Raw genomic sequence first — 24,563 nt, 5'->3', positions numbered from 1 at the left:
CAGGTTGAACAGTTCCATTGTGTTTCAGTGCGTTTGTTTTGAGTGAAAGGAGGTGGTTTTTGGCCACCTCTTTTGTTTTCAGCCAACTCCTGTTTTCGGCCTGTTTTTAAGAAAACAGACCGAAAACAGGAAACTCTCATCCTTAACTTCTCCGAAGTTATGAGAAAGAAAAACGAAGCCTATTAACCCTGCAATGGCCACTTAGTGATAGTATAGCCTTATTAAGGAATTTTTAAAAAAGGCACGGAAGTAACTTCCGCACCAGAGAGATTCCAGGAAATCTGAAATTGGAACAGCAACGGGAATTAGAGGCCTTTCTTACGGAATAAATTTGGAATAAACCTGAGAACTGTAAAAGTGGGAGCCAAAGGCTTCTGTTCTACAGTTAGCTGCCGTTTTCAGCTTGTTTTTCTAAAAACAGTCCGAAAACGGCAGCACCTTTCTATTCACCGAAAGAAGAAGCTGTTACATTGATGGCAACAGTAAAATAACGGTTGTTCCTTTACCTAAAGTGGAAGACACTTTCACTTCCCCGCCATGCAGCCGCAGCACCTTTTCTACCATGGTCAGCCCTATGCCGGTACCCATTCGGTCACGGGCATTCTTAGCACGGTAGAAAGGCTCCTTTACCCGGTCTATTTCGGCTTCCGGAATCCCGATCCCCTGGTCCTGCACGGTTACCGTTAGCAGCGTTCCCCGCCAGGACAGTGACACCTGAACCGGCTGGTGGTCTGAGAATTTTGAGGCGTTCTCCAGTACGTTTTTGAAGGCTATCTGCAGAAGACTCCGGCTGCCTAACACCGTCAACCGGTCTGCGTCTGGCGGTAACGTGGAGAGGTCAATCTGAATCTGGTTCTGCGGCAGGGAATAGGTCAGCTCCACTTTTACTTCCAGCAGGACTTCGTCTACCCGGACGCGCTCTTTCCTAATCTCCTGTTCATCAAAGCCGGTCTGGGCCAGGAGAATCAAATCAGTGGTGAGTTTTTCCAGCCGGTCTGTCTCTTTCTGGAGCGTTTGCAGAGACGCTTTGTAGTCAGCGGGCGTTCGGTCCTGCATCAGGGTAACTTCCAGCTCGCCGCTGATGGCGGTTAACGGGTTACGGAGCTCATGGGAGGCGTTGGCGATAAAACTTTTCTGCATGTAAAAAGACGTATCCAGGCGTTCCAGCATTTGGTTGAAGGTATGGACCAGTTCACCAATTTCATCACGGGCGGGCCGCTCCTTCACCCGCAGGTGCAGGTTAGACGCCCTTATTTTGTTCACCTCCTGCACAATGGCCACAATGGGTTGCAGCACCCTTCGGGCGAAGAAATGACCGGCTGCCACCATCACCAGGCAACCCAGCAGCACACTGATGATTAACACCTCGCGCAGGTTCTGCAGTTTACCGGCACCGGTGATGTCCTGGGCAATGACAATGACATAGAAATCACCTTCATTGTCTTCATACCAGAGCCCCACCCCCTGCTGCCCCTGCTGCCAGAATTCGGTTTCGCCCTTGGTTTTTATCTGCTCAAAGACCTTAGGCGGAACCGCCAGACCGGCGCTATCTGAGGCCACGTGCAACTGCCGGTTATGGTCATAAATGGCGAACCGCTCCTCTGAGAGGCTTTGAAAGAACTTGCGGCGGGTTTTCTGGAGCCGCTGCGCACTGAATTCGTCCTGCTCCAGGTACATCTGCGCCGCCACAATGCCCCGGTCCATTAACCGCTGGAAATACTGCCGGCGGGTAAACTGCTCTGCCACCAGATAAATCACACTGATGATGACCACGAGAATGACCGTGGTGAGGCCGGCAAACGTGAGGGTGAGTTGGTTTCTGAAAGTCATACGTTCTCCGGCTCCTTCAGCATATAGCCCATGCCCACCACCGTGTGCAGCAGCTTAGCGGGAAAGTCTTTGTCTATCTTGTTGCGGAGGTAGTTCACGTACACATCTACCACGTTGGAGCCCAGGTCAAAGTTAAGGTCCCAGACGTTTTCCAGCAGGTCTACGCGGGAAAGCACCTTGCCCTGCTTTTTCAGGAAAAACTCCAGCAGGGCGAACTCACGGGCGGTGAGGTGGATGGGTTTTCCGGCCCGGGTCACTTCTTTGGTATCCAGGTTCATGGTCAAATCTCCGGCGTACAGCAGATGACTGGTAGTCACTGGTTCTGCCCGCCGCGCCAATGCCCGCACCCGCGCCACCAGCTCTCTGAACTTGAAGGGCTTGGGTAAATAATCATCGGCCCCGGCTTCCAGACCGTCTACCACATCATCTGTGGTGCCCAATGCCGTGAGCAGCAGAATGGGCGTGCGCAGCTGTTCCTGGCGCAGCTGCCGGCACAGGTCCAGCCCGCTGAGGTGGGGCAAGATCACGTCCATGACAATGACCTGGTACTCGTTCTGCAGCGCCAGCTTTTTACCCGTGTTGCCGTCATAAGCCACCTCCACCTCAAACGTCTGCTCCTGCAAGCCGCGTTTGATAAATGCGGCCACGTTGGGCTCATCTTCAATGACCAGTATTTTCATGTTTTCTGATACGCTTGTTCTTTCCCCCTTATCCCACTCCCCTGCAAACCTGTAGCAAGCCCAAGGTAAAATTACGCAAATAAAGAGAGCAAATAGCTGCCTGTTAATGCACAGCCAGCAGGACGGCGACTCTTTTTCCTTTAAGCCTTTCTGTGCCATTGGGGTAGTGGGTAGGCCGCCAACTACATTGGATCAGAGGGTTGGTTATCTTCCGCAAGCGGATGATTGCGCCTGCAGTAGCTGGTGTTTCCCTAGTTTAGTCCTGATTTAAGAAAAACAGGCCGAAAACGGCAGCACAAGCAGATGCCTGCCCCAGAACCAACTCTTTAAGAACCTCTGGCGAAAACATAGCTAATGCTCCCTAATATCACAAGTCAACCAGCGCCCCCTTTGCTCCGCCGCAAGATTTTCAACCAGCCTCAAGGTTCTGCATCTATATAGTAAAGAACTAATTAAAACGCATCATCGTTTTTATCTATCATATCATCTTTATTATCGATTTGAACAATAAGCTTTAACCCGGCAATTTTGGGCCATGATTTATTTTACTAAACCCAAAATGCTTAGAAAACCCTTACTCTTATTAACCTTCCTGGCTGGTAGCCAGCTGGTTTTTGCGCAGAAACCCCTTACTACCAATACCGGCGCTCCGGTGGGGAACAACCAGAACTCCAGAACGGCTGGTGAGAATGGTCCGGTGCTGCTGGACGATGTGCATCTGATTGAAAAACTGGCCTCTTTTGACCGCGAACGGATTCCCGAGCGCGTGGTACATGCCCGCGGCGCCGGGGCCTTCGGGGAGTTTGAGAATTACGCTGATAATTCTGCCTTAACCAAAGCTTCTCTGTTCAACACGCCGGGCAAGAAAACCCCGGTATTTGTGCGCTTCTCCACAGTAGTACACGAGGCCGGTTCTCCGGAAACCCTGCGTGACCCGCGCGGTTTTGCCGTGAAATTCTACACCGACCAGGGCAACTATGACCTGGTGGGCAACAACCTGCCGGTGTTCTTCATTAGAGACGCCATCAAGTTCCCAGACATGGTGCACTCGTTCAAGCCGTCGCCAATCTACAACCGCCAGGACAACCACCGCGTGTTTGACTTCCTGTCTAACCAGCCCGAAAGCACCAACATGCTCACTTACCTGTACCAGGATCTAGGTATTCCGGCCAACTTCCGGCAGATGGATGGTTTTGGGGTACATGCCTTCAAATGGGTGAACGCCAAAGGCGAAGTGACTTACGTGAAATACAAGTGGACCTCGCAGCAAGGTGTGAAAACCCTGACTTCGGCGCAGGCCGCCCAGGTGCAAGCCACCAACCACAGCCACGCCACCCAAGACCTGTACGCTGAGATCAACAAAGGCAATTTCCCCGCCTGGGAGCTGTCGGTGCAGATGATCAAGCCCGAGGACCTGGACAAGTTTGATTTCAACCCGCTGGACCCTACCAAGATCTGGCCAGAGAGCATCGCGCCGAGCAAAAAGATTGGCAAGATGACCTTGAACAAAGTACCGGACAATTTCTTTGAGTCAGTGGAGCAGGCCGCATTTGCGCCCGGCACCCTGGTACCCGGCATTGAGCCCTCTGAAGACCGTCTGTTGCAGGGCCGCGTGTTCTCGTATTTTGACACGCAGCGCTACCGTTTGGGCGGCAACTTCCAGCGCATTCCGGTAAACGCCCCTAAAGTAGAAGTGAACAGCTACAACCAGAACGGCGTGTTGAGCAACCGCACCACGGCATCAGACGTGAACTACCAGCCCAGCACGGCCCATCCGTCTTTCACAGATAATGCCCAGTTCAACTACTCTACCCAGAAGATAAACGCCGAGACCATGCAGCGCGCCATCAGCAAGCAGAACAACTTCCAGCAAGCCGGCGACCTGTACCGTTCCCTGTCTAAAACGGAGAAAGAGCACCTCATCAGCAACCTGGCCGGCGACATGAGCCAGATCAGAAGCAAAGAAGTGCTGAACAAAATGGTGAGCTATTTCTACCAAGCCGATGCCGACTACGGCACGCGCCTCATCAAGGCCTTGAAACTGGACAAAACCCAGGTACAGGCGCTTACTTCCAAATAATCTACTTTACCATACAGAACAAGCCGGGTGGTTTCTGCCCGGCCTGTTCCACGCTTTTCACCTAAGATGCAACACACGTGAACACACTGCAGGCCCTTTCCCTTTCGCACCAGACCGCCGCTGTCCAGTACAGAGAGGCGCTCCAGTTTACTGACGTAGAAGCGGCTGCCTTTCTGCAAAGCCTACAGGAAAAATCGTTGGTGGCGGGAGCTGTCCTGGTGACTACCTGCAACCGCACCGAGGTTTATTTTGAGGCGAAAGGCCCCTCTACCGCACAGGTGTTGGAGGAACTGTTGGCGTTTAAAAGCATAACCCACCCACCCGATTACCAACGCCTGTTCCAGCATTTTACCCAGAGCCAGGAAACGTTTCAATACCTGCTGGAAGTAGGCATAGGCTTACGCTCCCAGGTGCTGGGCGACCGGCAGATCATTGGCCAGCTCAAAGAAAGCTACCAGCAAGCCAATGACCTGAAGACCACCAGCCCCTTGCTGCACCATGCTTTCCAGTCGCTGTTCAAAACCCACAAACGCGTGCACAATGAAACGTCTTTCAGAGCGGGCGCTTCCTCGGTGGGCTACGCGGCCCTGGAACGGGTCACCGATTTCTTCCCGCGCCAGAGCCTTGCCCAGAAGAACCTGCTTATCATAGGCACCGGCCAGTTGGGCACCGATGTAGCCAAGTATGCCGCCTCCTTCGGGTTTACCCACATCACGCTCACCAACCGCAGTATAGAGAAAGCCGAGGCTCTGGCCTCAACCGTGCAAGGCCAAGTACTTCCTTTTGCCGACATGGAGGGACAGCTAGAACGGTTTGAGGTGATGATCTCCTGCGTGAGCGGCGGCCAGGTGATTTCCCTGCCTACGCTGCAAAACCTTCCGCAGAAAAAACGCGTGCTGCTGGATTTGGCCGTACCGCTCAGCATTCCCGCCGAAGCGGAACTGATCCCCGGCATCTCCCTGGTGAACATGGACGACATCACCAGCCGAACCCAGGCCGTGCAGAAACTGCGCGAAACCTCTATTGCCGATGTGCAGCGCATTATAGAAGAAGAGGCGCACGAATTTGAAGCCTGGCTGCAGGATTTACCCGTGGCCCATACCCTGCAGGAGCTGAAGCGCCTGTTGGCCCACGTGGTGGAAACTGAAGTGCAGCACCGAATCAACAGCTCAGGAGACAAAACTCCTTCCCCTGCGCTGACGAGCACCACCTTAAACCAGTTGCTCCGCAGACCTGCCGGTATCCTGAAGAACACCCAAGGCTCTGACAGAAAATTGCTGCTGGAATCATTGCAAACCTTGTTTCAGCTCTCTTAAAACGCAGTTCATCTTTAACTCAGCAGAAGGCGGTTTGCCCAAGCCTCCATCTGCGCCACTTGATTTCTGTTTTTAACCTACTTTTAGAAAAACACCGTGAAAACGCTCATTTTAAAACTTTGCTTCTTCTTATTACCCGCGGCCGTCTTCGCCCAGAACACAGATTTGATCTCTGCCGCCAGAACCGGCGACGTAGCAGCTATTCAGCAACTGCTCCAGAACAAAGCCGATGTGAACGCCACCGATCCCAAAGGCTTTACTCCTTTGATTATTGCCGTCTATAATGGCCATGCCGAGGCCGCCGCTGCGCTGCTTAAAGCCGGGGCCAACGTCAACCACCAGGATCTGACCGGCAATACCGCTTTAATGGGAGCCGCTTTCAAAGGCGAACTGGCTATTGCCCAACTCTTGCTGGAGCACAAAGCCAACCTGAACCTGCAGAACGGCAACGGCGGCACCGCCCTCATGTTTGCGTCCATGTTCGGGCGCAATGAGCTGGTCAAGCTGTTCCTGCAAAAAGGCGCCGATGCTTCCCTCAAAGACCAGCGGGGCCTGACCGCCCTGGCCTTAGCTGAGCAACAAGGCAACGTAGAAGCGGCCGCTTTGCTGAAGAGATAAGCTTAGACCACTTAATAAAGCTTCAACAGAATGCCGCGGCTTATGCCCGGCATTTGTTGTTCATCTGTCATCAGAGGAAGTGATTTTCCGTTTTTGGCCTGTTTTTTCAGAATCAGGCCAAAACTGGAACAAATTGGCGGGAATGGAGTAATTTTACCCGGTGCCGCCCCAGTGTCACCTGTCTTTCACAACCTGTACCAAAACTGAGTAGCCCATGAACTACTTCCACTTCTATGACCTGCCGGAAAGCTTTCTGCCCGACGAGAAAGCCATCCAAACCAAATACTACGCCCTGAGCCGCGAATATCATCCCGACTTCTACACGCTGGAACCGCAGGAAAAGCAGCAGGAGATTCTGGAGAAGTCCACGCTCAACACCAACGCCTACCGCACGCTCTCCAATTTTGACCGCCGCATGCAGTACATTCTGGAGCAGCACGGCCTGCTGGAGGAAGGCGGCCAGAACGACCTGCCGCAGGATTTCCTGATGGAGGTAATGGAGCTGAACGAGCAGTTGATGGAGCTGGAGATGGACTATGACTCCATGACCTACAAAGTGGTGCGGGACCAAACCGAGCAGATAGAAGGCGAGCTGAAGGCTGAAATCTGGCCGGTGCTGGAATCTTACTCAACATTATCTCCTGAGGCACAGGCAGAAGCATTGAAGCAGGTAAAAAATTACTACCTAAAACAGCGCTACCTCTTGCGTATAAAGGAATCATTGAATAAGTTTGCATCCTCTTCTGACGAATAAAGCGTTTAGCGCCTCATTTTTCAGAATCTACCGAAAAGTAGCATTTGCCCAGGTGGCGGAATCGGTAGACGCGTTGGTCTCAAACACCAATATCTTCACGGATGTGCCGGTTCGACTCCGGCCCTGGGTACTCAGAAGCCTTGTAAACGAAAGTTTGCAAGGCTTTTTTGTTTTCAGATGATTTGATTGTAGCGTCGTTACCCTGTAACGACGTGGTTCTACACAGCAGTAACTGGATCTGCTTCATTGAACCATGCCATACACCTGGCCGCCTTTTTTGCTTTGGATTCTTGGATAACCGTTTTTGTATCATGAAGACACGTGGTTACAGGGTAACGACGCTACATTGCAGTTTCTATTCGGTATTAGGTTTATAGAACCGGTCTTCCTGCCATTTAGAAGGGTTATTCAAAATATAATTTTCAATGAGAAGTAGCTCTCGTTGATTTCTAATGATGCGGTCATGAAAACGAGGCTGCCACCCGAACGGCTCGGTACTCACACTCCTGATCATTTTAGTGCAGGTGGATTTGTAAAAGCCAATAACATGGGAGATAGAACCTGCTTTAGGTGCTAAGTTGGCCATAAACTCGTTTTTACCGGTAATGCCATTATACGGCAAGGCCTAATTGTCCTCTAAGGTGGAACCATCACGTAGAATTCCCTCTAGCCCCACTATTCCATGCACATGGTTTGGCATCACTACAAAATCACCCAGAAATAGTTGAGGCATATGCTTTGGCAGATCAAGCCAATAATCATGGGCAATCTGTCCCTCATCAGACAAAACCATTTCCCCGTTTACTACTTCGCCAAAATATGGATAACGGTCTTGCGTGCAAATCGTGATGAAATATAGCCCTTCCAACCGATAGTCATAGCCCTTTAAACGGCGGGCGCTTTTGCTGAACATATCATATTTGGCCATATAAGTATAAACGAAAAGGGCAACCAACCGTTTTCAGCCGCCTTTTCTAAAAGGAGCTCAGAAACAAAAATGTAGCGTCGTTACCCTGTAACGACGTGGTTCTACGCAGCGCTGACTGTTCTATTCTTCATTAAAAAATGAAACCGCCCTTTTTGTCCATGAAAAGCAATGTTAAAAAGAGATGGGATTGTTTCATGGAACCACGTCGTTACAGGGTAACGACGCTACATTTATGGGAAGGGCACTTGTAGAATTATTATCCATATAGAATATTGCCGTATAAAGCAATAAACCATACACCCCTCCCATGAAAGAGAACGGCTTGCAAAGATACCTGAGCGCTCAGGAAAGAGACTACGAGGTGGCGCTGGCTGAGATCAGGAAAGGACGGAAACAAAGCCACTGGATGTGGTATATTTTTCCGCAGATACAGGGGTTGGGCTTTAGCGAGATGTCCAGATTCTACGCCATCAAAGACCTACCCGAAGCCGAGACATTTTTGCAGCACCCGGTTTTAGGCAGTCGGCTAGTGCAGATTTGCGAGGCCCTTCTGAAACTGGAAAGCAAAGACGCCCACCGCATCTTCGGGAGCCCTGATGACCTGAAACTCAAATCGTCCATGACGTTGTTCGCCTCTTTACCAGCTGCAAACCCTGTTTTCAGTGAAGTGTTGGAGAAATTTTTTAACGGAGGGAAAGACGAGAAAACGGTCCAAATTCTTCGCGCACAAGCTTAAGCCAAGAGATTCACTTCAACTAATTCTTAGGATAAAACTTTAGTAAGACCAATGTGGATTATCATTGCCCTTGCTGCGTGTTTTCACCAGCAAGCGGAAATTAGGTTACGTCTGGATGGTTGACCCTTAGGAACACCAACAATGGCGGCTGGCTTATCAATGATGCTGCTTTACTAAACAGATGCAATGTTTCCTATCTCCGCCTGAAAGAATCTTGTGCGAATACCAGGAAAGCAATATTTGGCCTTCTTTGCTTTTCGCTACTATGATCAAACATGGCAAAAGTAATGGTATATTTAAATCCGCTTACTTAGGACGCACGTAATGGGCCTATCAATCTTTCATAAAGATGACTTCTTCACCTCTGCTACATTATCATTGAGGTTCCAATCAATCAGCAGGTGATTAGGGTCAATGCCCACCTGCGCGGGTTTCCTTGGTACCGTGACCGTTATGGTCTGCTTTTTAGAACGGATGAGGTGCTTCTGTAGGTAAAGCGGTTTGCCCAACTCCTCTCCTGCTTTGGCGGGTCCAAAAATTCCTATTTCTACCCAATCCTTTACAGGAAGTGCCTTCTCCAACCCTTTCTCATTTACTAACGTCTTATTCGCTTGCACGTTGATTGTCACTTCCCAAGCACCTTCTTTCGTCTGTTTCACAGTAGCCTGGTTCGCCTTAAGGTCCCAGAAGGTGTTGGCTTTGAAGAGGTCGTGGAGCAGGTACTGGAGCGAATCTGGGGTGGCCGCTTCCAATTCCTGGTAAAGGTCAAGGGAAGTGGCGAACGGAACTTTGCCTGGCGGGTGCTTTTGGAGCAAGCTTCGGAGCGCGCCGTTTACCCGGTCTTTGCCGATGTACTGGCTCAGCGCATACAGCGCCATAGGACCTTTGCGGTAATTTTGGTACCAATTATCAGCCTGCAGCAAAGGTAAGGCTGCTTTCGTTTTGGGATTTTCGTACTCCTCCGTCAAAAAGCTTATCAGCTTCTTCTGGTGCGCAGGCCCGTATTTTTCCTCCAGCATACCCATGGCAGAGTACCAGGCAAGGCTTTCGGTAATCAGGCCCGCACCTTCCACATACGCTTGCTTGAGCTGGTTTCCCCACCACTGGTGCGCAACCTCGTGCGCCACCACGGCCTTTATCAAGTCAAAGCCCCGCTCATCCGCGGCTGGGTTCATCAGGAAAAAGCCTTCCTCCGCCGTGATGTTGATGGGCGCGGCGTGGTTCCCGAAGCCATACCCGGCGTGGGCCACAAACCGGAGCTGGCGGTGCGGGTAAGGGCCGAATTCCTTCGTATAATAGTCCAGCGAAGCAATTGCGCTCTTTACCATTCGTGCCGGGTTCTCGGTACGCCCCGGCGGGTAGAAAATCTGGATGGAGACCTCCTGCCCCTTACCAGTTAATGGGCTTTGCCATTTCCCTTCCTGCACTGCGTAGTCAGATGAGAAAAAGGCATATTCATTTCGGATGGGTGACTCTGTGGCGTAATGGAAGTAGCGGCGGCCGCCTTTGGTCCAGGTCCGGCGCAACGTGCCCGGCGCCACCACCTGTTGGTTGGCCTCGGTACCCACAATGGCTTCAAAGCTGATTTGCTCTGGAAACGGAGCGTACCGACGGGCAGCCACATCGTAGAGCGAGGCAGTGGCAGGCCGGGGTGCCAGGCCATTAGCTTTTCGGGCGGCAGCCTCATCTAATTCGCGGTACGGTTGATAGCCTATGACGGGGAGCCACTCCAGATTCCGGAAGTAAATTTGGTTCTCTGTTACCTCCGCATCGGCTCCGCTATTAGTGAAGCCCTGCACTTTATAGTTTACCTGAAAACGGAGGTGCAGCGAATCCCCGGGGGGCAGAGGCTTAGCCAGGGCGTACATACGGAAACCAAGCTTCTCATCCAGGAGCACTTGCCTGGCCGGCCTGTCAAAGTGAAGCACATTTGTTTCAACGCCCGCCCCCGGTGCCAGATGCACTGAGTCAATGGGCACCTGGCTCTTATTCACCAGCAGGTAAGTGCCTGTAATTTCCACCTTCCGCCGGGAAGGATACATTTCTACCTGCAAGTTTACACCAGTCAGCAAAGGCTGGGGCACGTTCTGGTATTGTTTGTAACGCTGCTCATAGGCAGCCCGCTGCGCCGCTGAGGCGGAGGAGTTGATGTAGTCATGCCGCATATTGGTGTTATAGAAGATGAAGCCTCCCAACAGGAGAATGCCACCCACCGCTACAGCCGTCGTCACCGCCGTTGACCGGGTAAAGCGATGGCGAGCCAACTGAAGTCGCGCTTTCAGACTCTGTTCCCGGCTCCGGACCCAAAGCAGCCTTGCCACCACCGCCAGCAGCAGCGCCCACGCCAACCAATAAGCTTTAAACCACAGCCACGGCGCCACAGAATTGGCAAAGCCACCCATGGTAGTGTAGGTCCACTTCGGGCTTGCCCCGAAAATTAGGAGCTTGTGTTCCAGACCTAAGTTAGAGGCAAACATGAGGCAGCCGAAAACAAGCAGCATCACTAAATGCCCCAGGTACTTTTGGTTGACCACCACGTGCACCACCAGCGCCAGCAGGGCAAAGAGCAGACATTCTACCAACTGAAACCCGAAAAGCACTTTCAGGTATAGACCTACCTCTACCTCGGCTCCGCCTATGCCAGTTTGGGCCAGAATTCCGGAAAACAGCAGGAAAACGAGGCAGACCACCAGCAGGAGACTCAGCGATAAAAACTTGCTGAGGAAAAGAACCCATTCGGGGACCGGGGCCGCGTTAGAAAGCTGGTGGAGGCCGCTTTCCCGTTCGCGCCAGACCAGCTCCCCGGCGTAGAAAATAACGAGCAGAAAAATCACCATCCAGAACTTTCTGGGCCCGGTGAAAGGGGCAGCCAGAATGGTTAGCACCTGGTCGGTTCTGGGCAGCATAGGAACGCCCTTGTTCTTTAGATTTCCTGGCATCGCCAGACCTATCACCAAGGCAATAAAGCCCAACAGCAGCAGCCCCGATTTGCCTTTTGCCAGGGCCCAGAAGGAGTTAAGCGTGATAAGCTTTAACTGATGCAGGTGGGTTTTAAAACCGAAGTTCCCCCGACCCTGCGGCAACGATTCGGCTTTTTTCCAGGTTAGCCACGACAACGCAGCTTCTGTGGTAGTGGGCTGGAAGGCCTTCTTCCGTTTCTGACCTGTTTCTGGTAAAATGAACTGAAAACGGAAATAGGTAAGCGCGAGCATGCCCATCGCCAGGCCCAACCAAAGGATACGATTTGCCAAAAATGCCCCCTCCAGTTTCAGAAGTCGCGTATTCATTTCCAGGGGGCTCCATTCAAGGCTTAAATGGCTTAGCACCGGCGTAAAACCCATGGGGTCAACGAGTGTCCCCCAATCTACTGGGCCTTTTATCACGCCCAATCCCTGCCCCACCCCGTAGGCTGCCACAAAAAGAAGAACGCCACCCAGGTAGCTGGCCATGGCTTTTCGGGTAAGTGCCGCCAGTGAGAACTGGATTGCCGTGGCAATAAAAGCGTTGGGCAATACCAGAAAGAAATAGGAACTGAGGTAGGCCGATAGTCGGAACGGACCCAAAATTTCTGGCTCTATCCCCGTGCAATAAATGGTCACGAAGATACTAGCCGGAATAGCCAGCAGCACGAGTACGTTGAGCAGAAGGGCTGCCAGGAAACGCCCACCCAGGTAGTCTCTTTTGCTGGCGGGCGAGGTGTACGTGAGGGAGAACATGCGCGTCTGCACATCCCTGGCCGCCGCATCGCCCGCTACCGCCCCGCTCATCAACAGCCAGAAAACGCAGCATAACACGGTAACGGCCGCAATAACAATGGGCGCATTGAGCAAGACATACCCTTCCCGCGCATCAGAAGCGTAATTGGCCGTAAGAAACAGGTACGCCAGCCCGAACACGACCGTACAGTACCCCCACGTAGAAACCTGCCTTAGTTGGTACGTAAACTCCAGGTGAAAAATCTTCTGAAACTTCATGGCTGTACCACCTCCACTTCTTTCAGCGTTGCGTGTTGCCCAAACACGCCAGTCATGGCGCTGAAGTACACATCTTCCAGGTCTGGGAATACGGGTTCAAAACCGCTGCCGGGCTCCACTTGGCTATACACATGCACCTGGGTGCGCCCACTCAGGGACTTGGCAGAAATAACCTGGTGCTCCTGCGTTACAGCAGATAGCTTGTTTTTCTCAACCAAAGAGCGCCATATCTTCCCTCTCAGAGAAGTCACCGCCTCCTGCGTCTGCGCCTCCAGCAGAATTCTGCCTTTGTTGATGATGGCCAGGTTGGTGCAGAGTTCAGACACATCTTCCACGATGTGGGTGGAGAGAATCACCACACTGTTTTCGCCCAACTCACTCAGAAGGTTCAAAAACCGGATGCGCTCGGCAGGGTCCAGTCCGGCCGTGGGTTCGTCCACAATCAGGAGCCTGGGGTTGCCCAGCAGCGCCACTGCCACCCCGAAACGCTGCCGCATTCCGCCCGAGTAGCCGCCCAGTTTCTGTTTGCGCTTGTCCCAGAGGTTGGTTTGTTTCAGCAGGCCCTCTGTCACTTCTCTGCGGGAGGCCCGGCTGGTAAAGCCTTTCAGCACGGCAAAGTAATTCAGCAGTTCCTCGGCAGTGGCTTTGGGATATACCCCGAAATCCTGCGGCAGATAACCGAGGCTCTGGCGCACTTCCTCCTTCTGGTTCACCACATCCAGTTCTCCTAAAAATATCTGCCCCTGGTCGGGCTCCTGCAGCGTAGCCAGGGTGCGCATAAGCGTAGATTTCCCCGCCCCGTTGGGCCCCAGCAAACCATACATGCCGGGCGGAATAGTCAGTGAAATGTTCGTCAATGCCTGAACGCCGTTGGCATAGGTTTTAGAGACGTTCCTTATCAGCAGGCTCTCGGTGTGGTTTTCCATATTTTTCATGCTTGGGCAGTTGAATTTCACCAATGGTTGGTTTTCTTCTAGCTTTCTGTTTTTGGCCTGTTTTCTCAAAAACAGCCCTAAAACAGACGTATCGTTGTCATTAGAAGTCGGCTTCGATAAATCTACCTTCTGTGTCATCCTGGAAGGATCTTGGTTGCGGACGGTAGTAGCGCTACCAAAATGTCATTCTAATTCGCCCACAAGATCCTTTCAGGATGACAAAAGGTGAGGTGTACTATGTATTATCTTCCATTTTATTGGGGGAAGAGATGGAATGAGAATCCTTTCCCGCTCCTTTCTTGGGTAAAAGAACCGTCTTCCTAACAGAGCACAAAAACTGATATGCCGCCGCCGGAAAGCAATCGACGAAGGGGGTCTTTTCCTCTGTGAGAGCACTGGCAGGTTGGGGGTAGCTTTTCGTAGATTGAGAAAAGGAACTGGTCGAGTAGAAGTGCAGGGGCTGCGGGGAAAAGGTATCTTTGTTTTATGCAGAGAGTCAAAAAAATCTTCCGGCTGGTTCACCTCTTCGTCTGGCTTCTTTTCACCTTTTTGGTGGGCCTGCAATTGTACGCTGATGGGCTTTCTTACTGGCTTCCCTTAACTACAGGGTTTATTCTGACGGCTTTGTTTGTTTTTTACAGCCACTTCCATCTCCTGACCAAATACTTAGGTAAGAAAAAGAGAAGGGAATATTTTCTAAAGCTGGCAGGTATTATATTAACCAGTCCTTTACCTTTCGTAATTCTACATCCTAAAAATTCTGGCACATGGGATTTTTTCCTTGGATATTACCCCATAGTTGTCATTACGATAGTACCCATTTTTCTCTTTCTCAGCTGGCTGGCCCGGGTTACCGAGACGCTGGTGCTGAATACCATCAGAAAAGAGCAGCTGGAGAAACAGGCGGCAGAGACAGAATTGCACTACCTGAAATCGCAGATAAACCCCCACTTTCTGTTCAACACCCTCAACAACATCCATACGCTGGTTTACAAGCAAGCCCCCACTGCCCCCGAATCCGTTTTGCGTCTTGCCTCCCTGATGCGCTACATGATTTATGAGTCCAACGCGATCACAGTGCCGCTACCTAGGGAGATAAATTACCTGCAGGATTATATAGGCTTGCAGCAGCTCCGGTACAAAAACTCAGCAGTGGTGGACCTGACCATACACGGCGTGCCGGAAACCTGTGAGATTGCCCCCCTGCTGTTCATTCACCTCCTGGAAAACGCATACAAACACAGCCCCGCCCGGCTGGAACCCAGGGCTATAAAGGTGAGAATGGAAATAAAAGCCAATACGCTTACCTTTCAGATTCAGAACCCAATAGGGAGTAACCAGAAAAAGATGGAAGTGGAGGAACCCGGTGGTATAGGGTTGGCCAATGTCCAGAAGAGGCTGCAAATACAATACCCAGGGCAGCACCGCCTGGAAATTGTCAACTCTGGTGAAACTTTTACGGTCAGTTTAGAAATCAACGGTACCCACACGCATGTCCATGAAAGTGAAACTCAGCTGCTACATCATTGATGACGAGCCTTTGGCCCAAGAGATTCTGGAAGAGTACGTAGCCAAAGTACCTTTCCTGGAGCTGAAGGGCTCCTTTATGAGTCCTATGGAGGCGGCGGAAAACCTGAAAAGGGACAAACCTGACCTGCTTTTCCTGGACATCAACATGCCGGACCTGGACGGCCTCAGCTTCATTCCCTTGCTGAACCCCAAACCCATGATTATCCTGACTACGGCCTACGACCAGTATGCACTCAAAGCCTTTGAATTGGAGGTGAAAGACTACCTGGTGAAGCCTTTCTCCTTTGAGCGCTTCTACAAAGGGGTGCTACGGCTGTACCAGGAGCATAGCGCCAGCCAGGTACCTGCTAAAAAAGAAGCAGCAGCTGAGCCTAAAAACGACCCCGAGTACCTTTTCCTGAAGGTGGGCCACCGCATTCAGAAAGTCGCCACAAAGGACATCCTTTTCATTGAAGGTATGAAAGACTACCTTCGGGTGCATACCGCCCAGGAGAAGATCATGACCCTCACCAGCTTCGCCAAACTGGAGGAGTTGCTGCCCCCTCAGAATTTCGCCCGCGTGCACCGGTCTTTTATGGTAGCCATTGACAAGATTGACCACATTGAGAAAAACAGAATTACCATTATGGATCAGATGATTCCCATCAGTGATACGTATGCTGAGGCTTTTTACAAAATGCTGAAGGGATTTCAATAGATATAAATCCTATTTTGGAAATTAACATTTAGTTGCCTGTTCAATTCTAGGGCGCGTTGACAAATAGTGAAATATTTTTCTCAGACGCGGCGGTGGACGCGCTGGGCAACCCGCTGCGGATCGTACTCACGGCGGGGCAGCGAGGCGACGCCACCCAGGCGCAGGGGCTGGTGGATGGCAACCGGCCCAGGGCCGTGCTCGCAGACCGCGGCTACGACTCGGACACCTTCCTGGGCTATGTGCGGGAATTGGGCGCAGAGGCCGTGGTCCCCTCCAAAAGAAACCGCCTGCAGCAGCGCGAAATCGACGAAAACCTGTACAGGGACCGAAACAAGGTGGAGTGCTTCTTCAACAAACTCAAGGCATACAGGCGCGTGGCTACCCGCTATGAAAAAACCGCCGACTGCTTCGCCGCTTTCATCTACCTGGCATCAGCCATGATCCTGCTCCGTTAATTGTCAACGTGCCCTAAGATAATTAAACTTTGCCGTGAGCGGCATTGGTCTTTAGGTCAAGAGATTGGTTTGGTCTCTTATAATGATACTGCCGTCAAAGAGGTTCTCGAGAATGGAATCATAGTGATCAGTACAGATTTTGCGAAGATTGGAGAAGAGGCGGCCAAAGCTATTTTGGAAAAAAGTACAGCCCATACACGCATACCAGCCAAAATAATTTTAAAGGATTCTCCTTGATCAACTCTTAATTACAAATAGTTCTGCAGGAGTGGCTTTAAAAATCAAAGTGGAATCATAGGCTTGATAAGCTACCAATATTGATTGATAAAACCTTATTCCTATATTTAATCCTATAATTAATTCTACTCTCTATTCAAGCTATTAAATCTAGCAGCAGTAACATTTAATGGCCTTTGAATAGTAAAAGAACTATTGAAAGGAAGATTCCCAAACTGGTTCTAAGGTATTTTAGTGCTTTGCCTAAATGAGCTTCAACCGTTTTCTCAGATATGAGCAGCGCTTCAGCCACTTGTTTCTGAGAATATCCAAGCTCCCTACTTAACCGATAGACCATCTGGCATTTTTCAGGCAAGCCAGCTACTAACTTCTGAAGCCGGGCCTGCAATTCTTCAAATTCCAGCCACTCCTGGGTAGAATTATCTTCTATACTTAAAGAAATTGATGTAAGATGGGAATATTGGCGCTCCTGCTTTCTTTTAGCTAAAACCTTTATTACTTGATACTTGGCAGACACAGCAAGATAGCTATTCACAGAAGATGTTATAATAAGATCTTCCCGCCTCTTCCAAAGTGTCACAAAAATATCCTGCACCACCCCTTCTGCCTCCTCCATGTCATGGAGCTTGTTCACAGCTAGTAATAATAATTTTTGCCAGTACCGGTTATATAACTCGGCAAAAGCCCCCTCATGTTGCGTTTTCAATAACTCAACCAATTCTTCATCTGTGAGTAGGCTGTAGTTTGTTATCTCCATCACTGGTAATCCTAAGATCTACTAGTAGGGGAATAGCAGATCAAACTTAAATTAGATTAATTGAAATCTTCATTTTTCATTTTTAAATTAATAATTATTTAACTAAAACACAACATATATTTTTTAACCAGTATCAAACTAAGCCAATACTAGCTTTCCTGTTTTTTAAAGATTGGTCTTTCGCCCATCATTATTTTTGTAAAAATGAAGCCTCAAAGCACAAAAAGGATTAGAAACACCTATAAAATAGTTTCAGAACCTCATAAATATCCTTTTTTTTGATCCTCACCGTTTTTCCAGCCTAAGCGCAAATATTTAATTCAGGCTGAAAGAGACTCAGAGCTTGTTTAAACTTCTGTTTTGCAGGAATAACGGGAGTGAATGGTTCTGGCGCAGTAGCTTTTATGGGCTGAGCAGCGCAATGGTGGGGAGATAGGATAAGTCCTGGGTCTTTTATTGCCTGTTTTGCAGTGCCTGCTCTCACCTCTCTCAGTTTAAATTGTCTATATACCTACTTTCAGTCATTTTCAACTAGAACATATGTTTATCTTCTGGCTTGAAGTCACCTTGTAAATACCTATGTTTTGCTTTCAGTATTTTACATGACAAACAAAGTCTTCTGTTTTTGGCCTGTTTCCATAAAAACAGGCAAAAACAGAAAAAGTAAACTTATTTTGAACCATTTATGAGACAGCTTCTTCTCACTGTTAACAAACAGAAAATAACTAGTTAAGCGCATATATTTCTGAACTGTCATAAATTGCATTGAAGAAGAGCTTATAGGTGCCCCGAGGCTGTCCTCTGAACTGGGGAGGGAAAGCAAACAAGACTATTTTGCCTTGCCCTCTTTTTACTTGTACTACGGCAGCTTGACCGGTTATTTTCTCCTCTCCTAAAGCCCACCCGCTCATTAACAGGTCTTTGTTGGCATAGCTAGCAACCACTTCAACCTCCAGTTTTACCTTTTCCCGCATATCTCCTTTCCCCAGGGGAGCTGTTTGACTTTTATCCAATGTATAAGCCCGGCTTTTATTAAAAGAAACTGCCGCAGTTTGTGGCATGCCGTAAGTTAGAGCAGACTTCTTATCAATATTAATTTTTAAAAGGGATCCAGGAATGTAGAAGTCTTTGGAAGGGACTTTGTCTACAATGTTCTTAAGCGGTAACTCAAATTGTTCAACGGCAAAGTCACTGGCTGCGTCAAATGTGATAAGGCTTCCACCTTGCTCAACATAGTTTTTAAGGGCCGTGACACCTGCCTTACCCATACCGCCTACATATTCTTGAGGCATATCGCCTGCTTTATACCCATTTAAGATAGCGGCCTTCTCCTGGTCTGGAATAATAATAGTCTGGTACAACTTTAGATCCTTCTGAACCAGGTCTTTGTCATGAAGGGTATCAACGTCAAAAGCATATTGCTCCAGCAGCCATCGTGTCCACCCTTCATCCATACTGGCCCTCCAGGATTTATAGATACCCACGCGCCCGGGCTTCAGCTGTTTAAGAGGAATCATGGGAGAAGCCTGCAGCCCAGTGAATTGAAGCCCTAATTCCCGCGCCAGGGACAAAACTTTGGATCTAACTCCAGAGGTATTCTCTATGAGATAGGTACCTGCCCCAAATCTCTGTTTTCCACTTGTAAAACTTTCTTTTGCTATACCTACAGTTGCACCAGACTTCAATAAAATATTTATTGCTTTTACAGCAGCGTTTTCATTGGGGGAAAGGGCAAACCCAAACGAAGCTTTCCCAAGTACCTGGCCAGGAGTTACGGCGGCCCTGCCTTTGATTTCTTCTGTAACAGCAGAGAAAGAACTTGGAATTTTATCCACCTTTACCCCCATTTGCAGGGGCAGAGTCCAGCCTGCTATATCATATGGCGCATCTGGCGGGCCACCCGGGTACTGTCTCAAATCAGGGTAAACCTGTCTTTCCAGTAAGTCTACCACGTAAGGCCTGAATGCCTGCGCGCAGTAAACAATGAAAGATCCTGCGGTGTACTTGATTCCATTAGCAGTGAAGTCTTTGGAGGCTTTCTGCACCTCAACTCCCCCCATGCGAAGAATATTCACCAAGTTGACAGCCTCTCCCTTGTCCCATTGCTCCGCCGGAATTATATATGCAAAGCCCCCTTCTTTCCTTTGGACCGCATCTTTCCCCATTTGGTAAATGTTAAAGAGATACTGCTCTTTGCGAGTGGCTGCCAGATCTAACACTGCCATGGTGCTTACTAACATATAATCTACCGCATCTCTAAAATGAGACTCCCCTCCTTCCCAGGGGTCAGCGTAGAAAATACTGGTTCCATCTGTAGGAACACCTCTGATGGTTTTAGGTTTAGATTCCATTTTATAAGTCTGGGGAGTGGGTGAAGGTTGTGCCGTTTCAGTAAGAATTCCTATCTGATTGTGAAAGTAGGGGACTGTGCGCATACCACCGTTCCACCACATGTCAAAGCTTACCTGAGAGATAACACCTGGCATATTATTCATGGCAAAACGGTTCGCCATGGCTACTCCTACCTGGTTTACTCCCGTAGTGACACCCGGGTGAATGTTAGGATTGACCGGATTGGCAAAAGGCGGAATAAAAATCCTAGTCCAGGCCGGGGCAGTTTGATGATGGTTGTAAACGATCTGCGGAAACCATTGCTCATATAATTGTTTAGACACCGCCTGCGTTTCCGGCATATTGTTCATGAACCAATCCCGATTATTGTCATGCCCCACATAAGGGTGGTACAACCACGGCGGATTGGTAGTTTCATGGGGAGTTCCCAACATAGATCTATACCAACTGGTCACTATGTCCAGCCCGTCTGGGTTCATATTGGGCATAACCAGCGTCACCACATTTTCCCTAATCTTTTGCATTTCGAGAGTTTCCTCAGTCACCATGCGGTAAGCTAGTTCAGGAATCATTTGGGCACAGGCTTTCTCAGAAGCATGCAACCCGGCGTCTACCCAAACTATGGCTTTGCCAATGCCCGCCAGTTGTCTGGCAGTTGCTTCCTCAATTTTTGCCTTGGATAATTGTTCACTAATTGAGCGCCATTGCTCCAACTGTTGTAGATTTTTCTCAGAGGAAATGAACATCAGCATTAAAGGCCTTCCCTGTACAGATCTGCCAATTTCTACCATCTTTACCCGGTCACTGGCGTTGTCTAAGCGGCTGTAAAAGTCTAATGTCTGAGCATAATCTGCCAGTTTGTAATCGGCCCCTGGCTCAAAACCAAACACATCTACGGGTTTAGGAATTTGAGCTACAGCCCTTAGTTGCCAAAGCAGCAGACAGCAGCAAATAAATCCTGTGAGGAAGGTAGGACGAATAAAGTTTTTCATATTCTGCATTGCATCACTAATAAAGGATAATCTAGATAAATAATTTGCTTAGGCTTTGCGTTGGCAAACCAAACTTTGAAAGCTTAACATGGCCAAGAATTTACCGGTATATCTTCTGTACAAAATTTTACCACCACAAAAACGCTTTCATTTTAATTGGCAAAGGGCAAGCCCTTTGCCAATTAAAAATGGTATGTAAAGAAGATTTCTCCAATGTGCATCGCTTGCCTCTGTTTATGCTGAAATGCGATTGTGACAAATTTCTTTACCTCAACAGCATCATTCTTTTGCTGGGTGAAACTGCCAGAAATAGGAGCCCTTTCAATTAAACGTAGACTTTAGGGTTTCAAAATTTATCTTTTCACCAGAAGGGAAAGCTCTCCTTGATGTTGGTTCCCAATACAGTAGGCTGCCCAAGGGCATTGGGTTCATTTATCTAAAGCTTCTGTTTTGAGCCTGTTTTTTAAAAAGTAGCTCCAAAACACAAAAAGCGTAAAAGTCGCTGGCTAACGTAAGTACTATTGCTCTACAACTCAATAGAGCACATCTGGTTCATAACTAAATTGGCCTCTAAAGGCATGATCAATACTGTTAGCTGCCTCACCCTTTTCTTCTAAAATGACAATGACCAAACGGATTGTACAGAAAAGCCTCCCCTCTGTTTTTGGCCTGTTTTTCTAAAAACAGCAAAAACAGAATTCAGCTATTTCTAGATGCCTTCATTAGATATACCTCAAACTGCAAATTCAAATTAATAGCCTAAGGCAGTATCATCACCACGAGGGTCTGCCCCTCCCTCCCATGTACCATTGGGCAGCCGAAGAATTCCCTCTACCCTTCCGTAATTCGCCCTTGTTTCTAACGTATGTCCCATTTTTTTCAATACTTCCCTCACTTCGGGGGTAAACGCATTGGCTTCCGGCGACACTTTATCTGGTAACCACTGGTGGTGAAATCTTGGTGCACTTACCGCCTGCTGCATGGTCATGGAATGGTCAATGACATTAAGTATGGTTTGAAAAACGGAGGTAATGATAGTTGACCCTCCTGGTGTTCCCACTACCATGAAGAGTTTACCGTCTTTCTCAATAATGGTAGGAGTCATGGAACTAAGCATTCTCTTCCCTGGGGCTATGGCATTGGCTTCACCACCTACCAAACCATAACGATTAGGCTCCCCCGGTTTTGAGCTAAAGTCATCCATTTCATTATTCAGCAGAAACCCTGCCCCCTCTACTACTACTTTTGAACCGTAGGGTCCATTTAATGTGGTAGTGACAGATGCCGCATTTCCCCATTGGTCCACTATGGAGTAATGGGTAGTTTGATCACTCTCCATGGCTAAAAGTTTTCCGGCACTTAACTCGTCAGAAGGGGTGGCTTTGTCCATGGACATTGATGCCATTCTGGAACGCAGATATACCGGGTTTAACAAATCAGCCACTGGTACTTTGAAGAAGTCAGGGTCACCAAGATACGCGGCTCTATCTGCATATACCCGCCGTTCTGCTTCTACCATCACATGTATGGTTTTAGGTTGCTGCCAGCCCCAAGTTTTTACATCATAAGGTTCTACCATGTTCAATAACTGGAGCAGGGCAATGCCCCCGCTGGAAGGCGGAGCCATGGAAATAACCTTATAACCTTTATACATTCCGGATACCGGGGTACGCCAGACAGATTTGTAATCCTTTAAATCCTGGTGCGTAATGATTCCGCCGCCACGTTTCATTTCTTTGACAATCAAATCGGCTGTCTCTCCCTCATAAAAGCCAGCTCTTCCCTTATCCCTAATGCGTTCTAAAGTTCGGGCCAGGTCTGTCAACGGCAATACATCACCAGCCTTCCAAGGGGATTCTCTCACCAGATGGTTAGTAAACTTATTTGCCAGTAAAAATCCCTTCTGGCTTGCATTAAGAGCCTTTGCTTCTTTTTCAGTAAGTACAACCCCTTTAGCGGCCAAATCAATTGCCGGCTGAATGAGATCGACAAAAGGCAGTTTGCCTAGCCTTTTATGCACCTCAATCATGCCGTCTACCGCCCCCGGCACACCCACTGCCAAATGGCCTAAAGTGCTGGCTCCGGGAATTATTTTACCCTGGGGATCTAAATACATGTCTGCTGAGGCGGCTCCAGGGGCTTTCTCCCGGTAATCCAGAGCCCCTGTTTCCCCGTTGTTTTTCCTATAGACGAAAAACCCTCCTCCGCCAATGTTACCAGCTACTGGATACGCCACCGCCAGGGCAAACTCTGTGGCCACAGCCGCGTCATAGGCGTTGCCTCCTTTTTGCAGAATGGCCAAGCCTATCTTAGACGCTTCTGGGTGTGCACTAACTACCATGCCTTTCGCACCAATAGCCCCTCTGTTTAATTGCATAGAGGTTTTGGCTTTGTCTGAGAAGGTACAGCCTACTTGCTGCCATAAAAGCAGCACAAGAACCCAAATGATATTTTTTTGATTATTCATGCCTTAAAACAAGCTACTTTTTAGAGTATTAAATTTATCTGCCTGGTCAAAAGAAATGGATTAAAAGAAAGGATTAAACTTGGTTGCCTCACCCTGTTGAGAGTTTTCAGCTTCCGGCCTTTCTCAACCTCTTCAGGTAACAAGGCCTGTATTTGTGTTTTTGAGCTACTTTTTGAAAAACAGCCCAGAAACAGCCCCTATCCCAAGATACCAACGGACGCTGGCCCCGAAAATGAAAAGGAAACACTTACTAAGACTTTGCTATTTTGCCAAATCCATGGCGTAGTGCAGCTTCATGTATTCCAGAATTGCCCTCGCGATTTTCCCACCTGAAGATTGCCGCAGGGTGGCTGTGTTTCTAACATTTGGCCCCGGGGTCTCTAACTGGATGGCCGAGACAGGCCCTCCCAACTTTGAGGAGCCGTAGGCAGAAGTACAATATCCGCCATTGAAATATGGATCACTATTGGGGCTACGGTCTCCCGCTCTATTGCTGGGAATGGCTCTCAAACCTCTGTTTTGGAGCAAAGCTCCAAAACTGTTGTCACCATTAATTAACTGAGAGAAAGAATAAGCTGATTCTTTTGAGATGGAATAGATGCTAGACTTATTTGCCAGTTGATTAATCTGAGTGTCTGTACTGTTTAACTCAGCAGACGTTAACAGGTATCCTACTTCTATTCTTGCAATATCATGCCCGTGCCCATGCATATCTAAATACAAGCCCTTTCCCACATGTTTAGTGACAAGGGTACGAGCCATGATGATAAAGTTATGGTAATCATTCCAGGCAGTCTTTGCGTCTTCATGCGTTAGATAGGCCTCAGCCAGAGATCTGTTAGGGTCTAATTTTTTACGGCTCAGTTCATTTATAACCACATGAGGTCGTAAGCCCGTTAATGCTTTAATAGAATCAGCCATTCTTAAAGTAAGATCAGTAGCATAGATATCTCTGACCACTACGCCGTCTTGTCTGTCTGGAATATTGGCAGGCGCAACAGTACCATCATGAGGAGAGGAAAGAATGATAGGGCAGTTTAAATCCCCAACATAAATTTTAGTATAGTTCTTATACCCAGATAAGACAGCTCCGGGTTTATAATCAGCCTCAGCATACCCGCTGTCAGAATCAGTCTTGGTGACATCATCTGCTTCTTTCTTACAGGAAAAGCAACAGGAGATACTTATCCCCAAAACCACAAACAAGCAATTAAATCTTTTCATT

The 24,563-nt window shown here is 48.9% G+C and carries 18 protein-coding genes and 1 tRNA gene; 9 read left to right on the top strand and 10 right to left on the bottom strand.

The window, feature by feature from the left end; genetic code table 11:
• Window positions 1–465: 465 nt before the first annotated feature.
• A complete protein-coding gene (locus tag A8O25_RS14355) occupies window positions 466–1,830 on the bottom strand; it encodes a sensor histidine kinase (protein WP_066836057.1) in 1,365 nt (454 codons plus the stop codon).
• Window positions 1,827–2,510, bottom strand: a complete 684-nt coding sequence (locus A8O25_RS14350) for a response regulator transcription factor (protein WP_066836056.1) — start codon at window positions 2,508–2,510, stop codon at window positions 1,827–1,829. The genes A8O25_RS14355 and A8O25_RS14350 overlap by 4 nt, the downstream gene beginning before the upstream one ends.
• A 559-nt stretch (window positions 2,511–3,069) precedes the next feature.
• Between A8O25_RS14350 and A8O25_RS14345 the strand changes: the two genes are divergently transcribed.
• The 5 genes from A8O25_RS14345 (at window position 3,070) to A8O25_RS14325 (ending at window position 7,408) form a co-directional block, all read left to right on the top strand.
• Window positions 3,070–4,590 carry a catalase gene (locus tag A8O25_RS14345; RefSeq protein ID WP_066836067.1) on the top strand — a complete coding sequence of 507 codons (1,521 nt, stop codon included), beginning with the start codon at window positions 3,070–3,072 and terminating at the stop codon, window positions 4,588–4,590.
• Between the two features lie 77 nt (window positions 4,591–4,667).
• Complete coding sequence (gene hemA / locus A8O25_RS14340; RefSeq protein ID WP_066836055.1) at window positions 4,668–5,906, top strand: glutamyl-tRNA reductase; 1,239 nt, start codon at window positions 4,668–4,670, stop codon at window positions 5,904–5,906.
• A gap of 96 nt (window positions 5,907–6,002) precedes the next feature.
• Window positions 6,003–6,524 (top strand): ankyrin repeat domain-containing protein, encoded by a 522-nt coding sequence (locus A8O25_RS14335; protein WP_241499033.1) that lies wholly within the window; start codon window positions 6,003–6,005, stop codon window positions 6,522–6,524.
• Window positions 6,525–6,738: 214 nt separating this feature from the next.
• Window positions 6,739–7,278 (top strand): iron-sulfur cluster co-chaperone HscB C-terminal domain-containing protein, encoded by a 540-nt coding sequence (locus A8O25_RS14330; RefSeq protein ID WP_066836054.1) that lies wholly within the window; start codon window positions 6,739–6,741, stop codon window positions 7,276–7,278.
• 46 nt (window positions 7,279–7,324) lie between these two features.
• Window positions 7,325–7,408 (top strand) — tRNA-Leu (locus A8O25_RS14325).
• Window positions 7,409–7,633: 225 nt separating this feature from the next.
• Here the strand turns inward: A8O25_RS14325 and A8O25_RS22720 are convergent.
• Both A8O25_RS22720 and A8O25_RS22715 read right to left on the bottom strand, forming a co-directional pair.
• A complete protein-coding gene (locus A8O25_RS22720; protein ID WP_082893654.1) occupies window positions 7,634–7,864 on the bottom strand; it encodes a hypothetical protein in 231 nt (76 codons plus the stop codon).
• A gap of 39 nt (window positions 7,865–7,903) precedes the next feature.
• Complete coding sequence (locus A8O25_RS22715) at window positions 7,904–8,206, bottom strand: transposase (RefSeq protein WP_082893653.1); 303 nt, start codon at window positions 8,204–8,206, stop codon at window positions 7,904–7,906.
• Window positions 8,207–8,513: 307 nt separating this feature from the next.
• Between A8O25_RS22715 and A8O25_RS14315 the strand changes: the two genes are divergently transcribed.
• On the top strand, window positions 8,514–8,942 hold the full coding sequence (locus A8O25_RS14315) for a DUF1810 domain-containing protein (RefSeq protein ID WP_066836051.1): 429 nt from the start codon (window positions 8,514–8,516) through the stop codon (window positions 8,940–8,942).
• Between the two features lie 341 nt (window positions 8,943–9,283).
• On the opposite strand, the gene A8O25_RS14310 is transcribed toward A8O25_RS14315, so the two are convergent.
• Both A8O25_RS14310 and A8O25_RS14305 read right to left on the bottom strand, forming a co-directional pair.
• The gene (locus A8O25_RS14310) at window positions 9,284–12,916 is read right to left on the bottom strand and encodes an ABC transporter permease/M1 family aminopeptidase (protein WP_066836049.1); all 3,633 of its coding nucleotides are present in this window, start codon (window positions 12,914–12,916) and stop codon (window positions 9,284–9,286) included.
• A complete protein-coding gene (locus A8O25_RS14305) occupies window positions 12,913–13,842 on the bottom strand; it encodes an ABC transporter ATP-binding protein (protein ID WP_066836064.1) in 930 nt (309 codons plus the stop codon). The genes A8O25_RS14310 and A8O25_RS14305 overlap by 4 nt, the downstream gene beginning before the upstream one ends.
• Window positions 13,843–14,715: 873 nt before the next feature.
• Here A8O25_RS14305 and A8O25_RS23860 point away from each other — a divergent pair.
• Genes A8O25_RS23860 through A8O25_RS14290 form a run of 3 tightly spaced genes read left to right on the top strand, consistent with a single transcriptional unit; the run spans window position 14,716 to window position 16,533 of the window.
• A complete protein-coding gene (locus tag A8O25_RS23860) occupies window positions 14,716–15,381 on the top strand; it encodes a sensor histidine kinase (RefSeq protein ID WP_241499032.1) in 666 nt (221 codons plus the stop codon).
• On the top strand, window positions 15,350–16,078 hold the full coding sequence (locus A8O25_RS14295; RefSeq protein WP_066836045.1) for a LytR/AlgR family response regulator transcription factor: 729 nt from the start codon (window positions 15,350–15,352) through the stop codon (window positions 16,076–16,078). Before A8O25_RS23860 ends, A8O25_RS14295 begins: the two co-directional genes overlap by 32 nt.
• Before the next feature lie 56 nt (window positions 16,079–16,134).
• A complete protein-coding gene (locus A8O25_RS14290) occupies window positions 16,135–16,533 on the top strand; it encodes an IS5 family transposase (protein WP_066836043.1) in 399 nt (132 codons plus the stop codon).
• A 403-nt stretch (window positions 16,534–16,936) separates the two neighbouring features.
• Here A8O25_RS14290 and A8O25_RS14285 read toward each other — a convergent pair whose 3' ends face one another.
• From A8O25_RS14285 to A8O25_RS14270, 4 genes are all read right to left on the bottom strand, one after another.
• Window positions 16,937–17,527, bottom strand: coding sequence for an RNA polymerase sigma-70 factor (locus tag A8O25_RS14285; protein WP_241499034.1), 591 nt, complete (start codon window positions 17,525–17,527; stop codon window positions 16,937–16,939).
• A gap of 725 nt (window positions 17,528–18,252) precedes the next feature.
• On the bottom strand, window positions 18,253–20,871 hold the full coding sequence (locus A8O25_RS14280; RefSeq protein ID WP_066836041.1) for a M14 family metallopeptidase: 2,619 nt from the start codon (window positions 20,869–20,871) through the stop codon (window positions 18,253–18,255).
• A gap of 751 nt (window positions 20,872–21,622) precedes the next feature.
• Entirely contained in the window at window positions 21,623–23,248 is a 1,626-nt protein-coding gene (ggt, locus tag A8O25_RS14275; RefSeq protein WP_420911792.1) for a gamma-glutamyltransferase, read from the bottom strand.
• A gap of 351 nt (window positions 23,249–23,599) precedes the next feature.
• The gene (locus A8O25_RS14270; protein ID WP_153042758.1) at window positions 23,600–24,562 is read right to left on the bottom strand and encodes a hypothetical protein; all 963 of its coding nucleotides are present in this window, start codon (window positions 24,560–24,562) and stop codon (window positions 23,600–23,602) included.
• Window position 24,563 lies beyond the last annotated feature (1 nt).

Source organism: Rufibacter ruber, from assembly GCF_001647275.1.
In the GTDB taxonomy this organism is placed as follows: Bacteria; Bacteroidota; Bacteroidia; order Cytophagales; family Hymenobacteraceae; genus Nibribacter; species Nibribacter ruber_C.
This window is presented reverse-complemented; position numbering and strand designations above follow the sequence as displayed.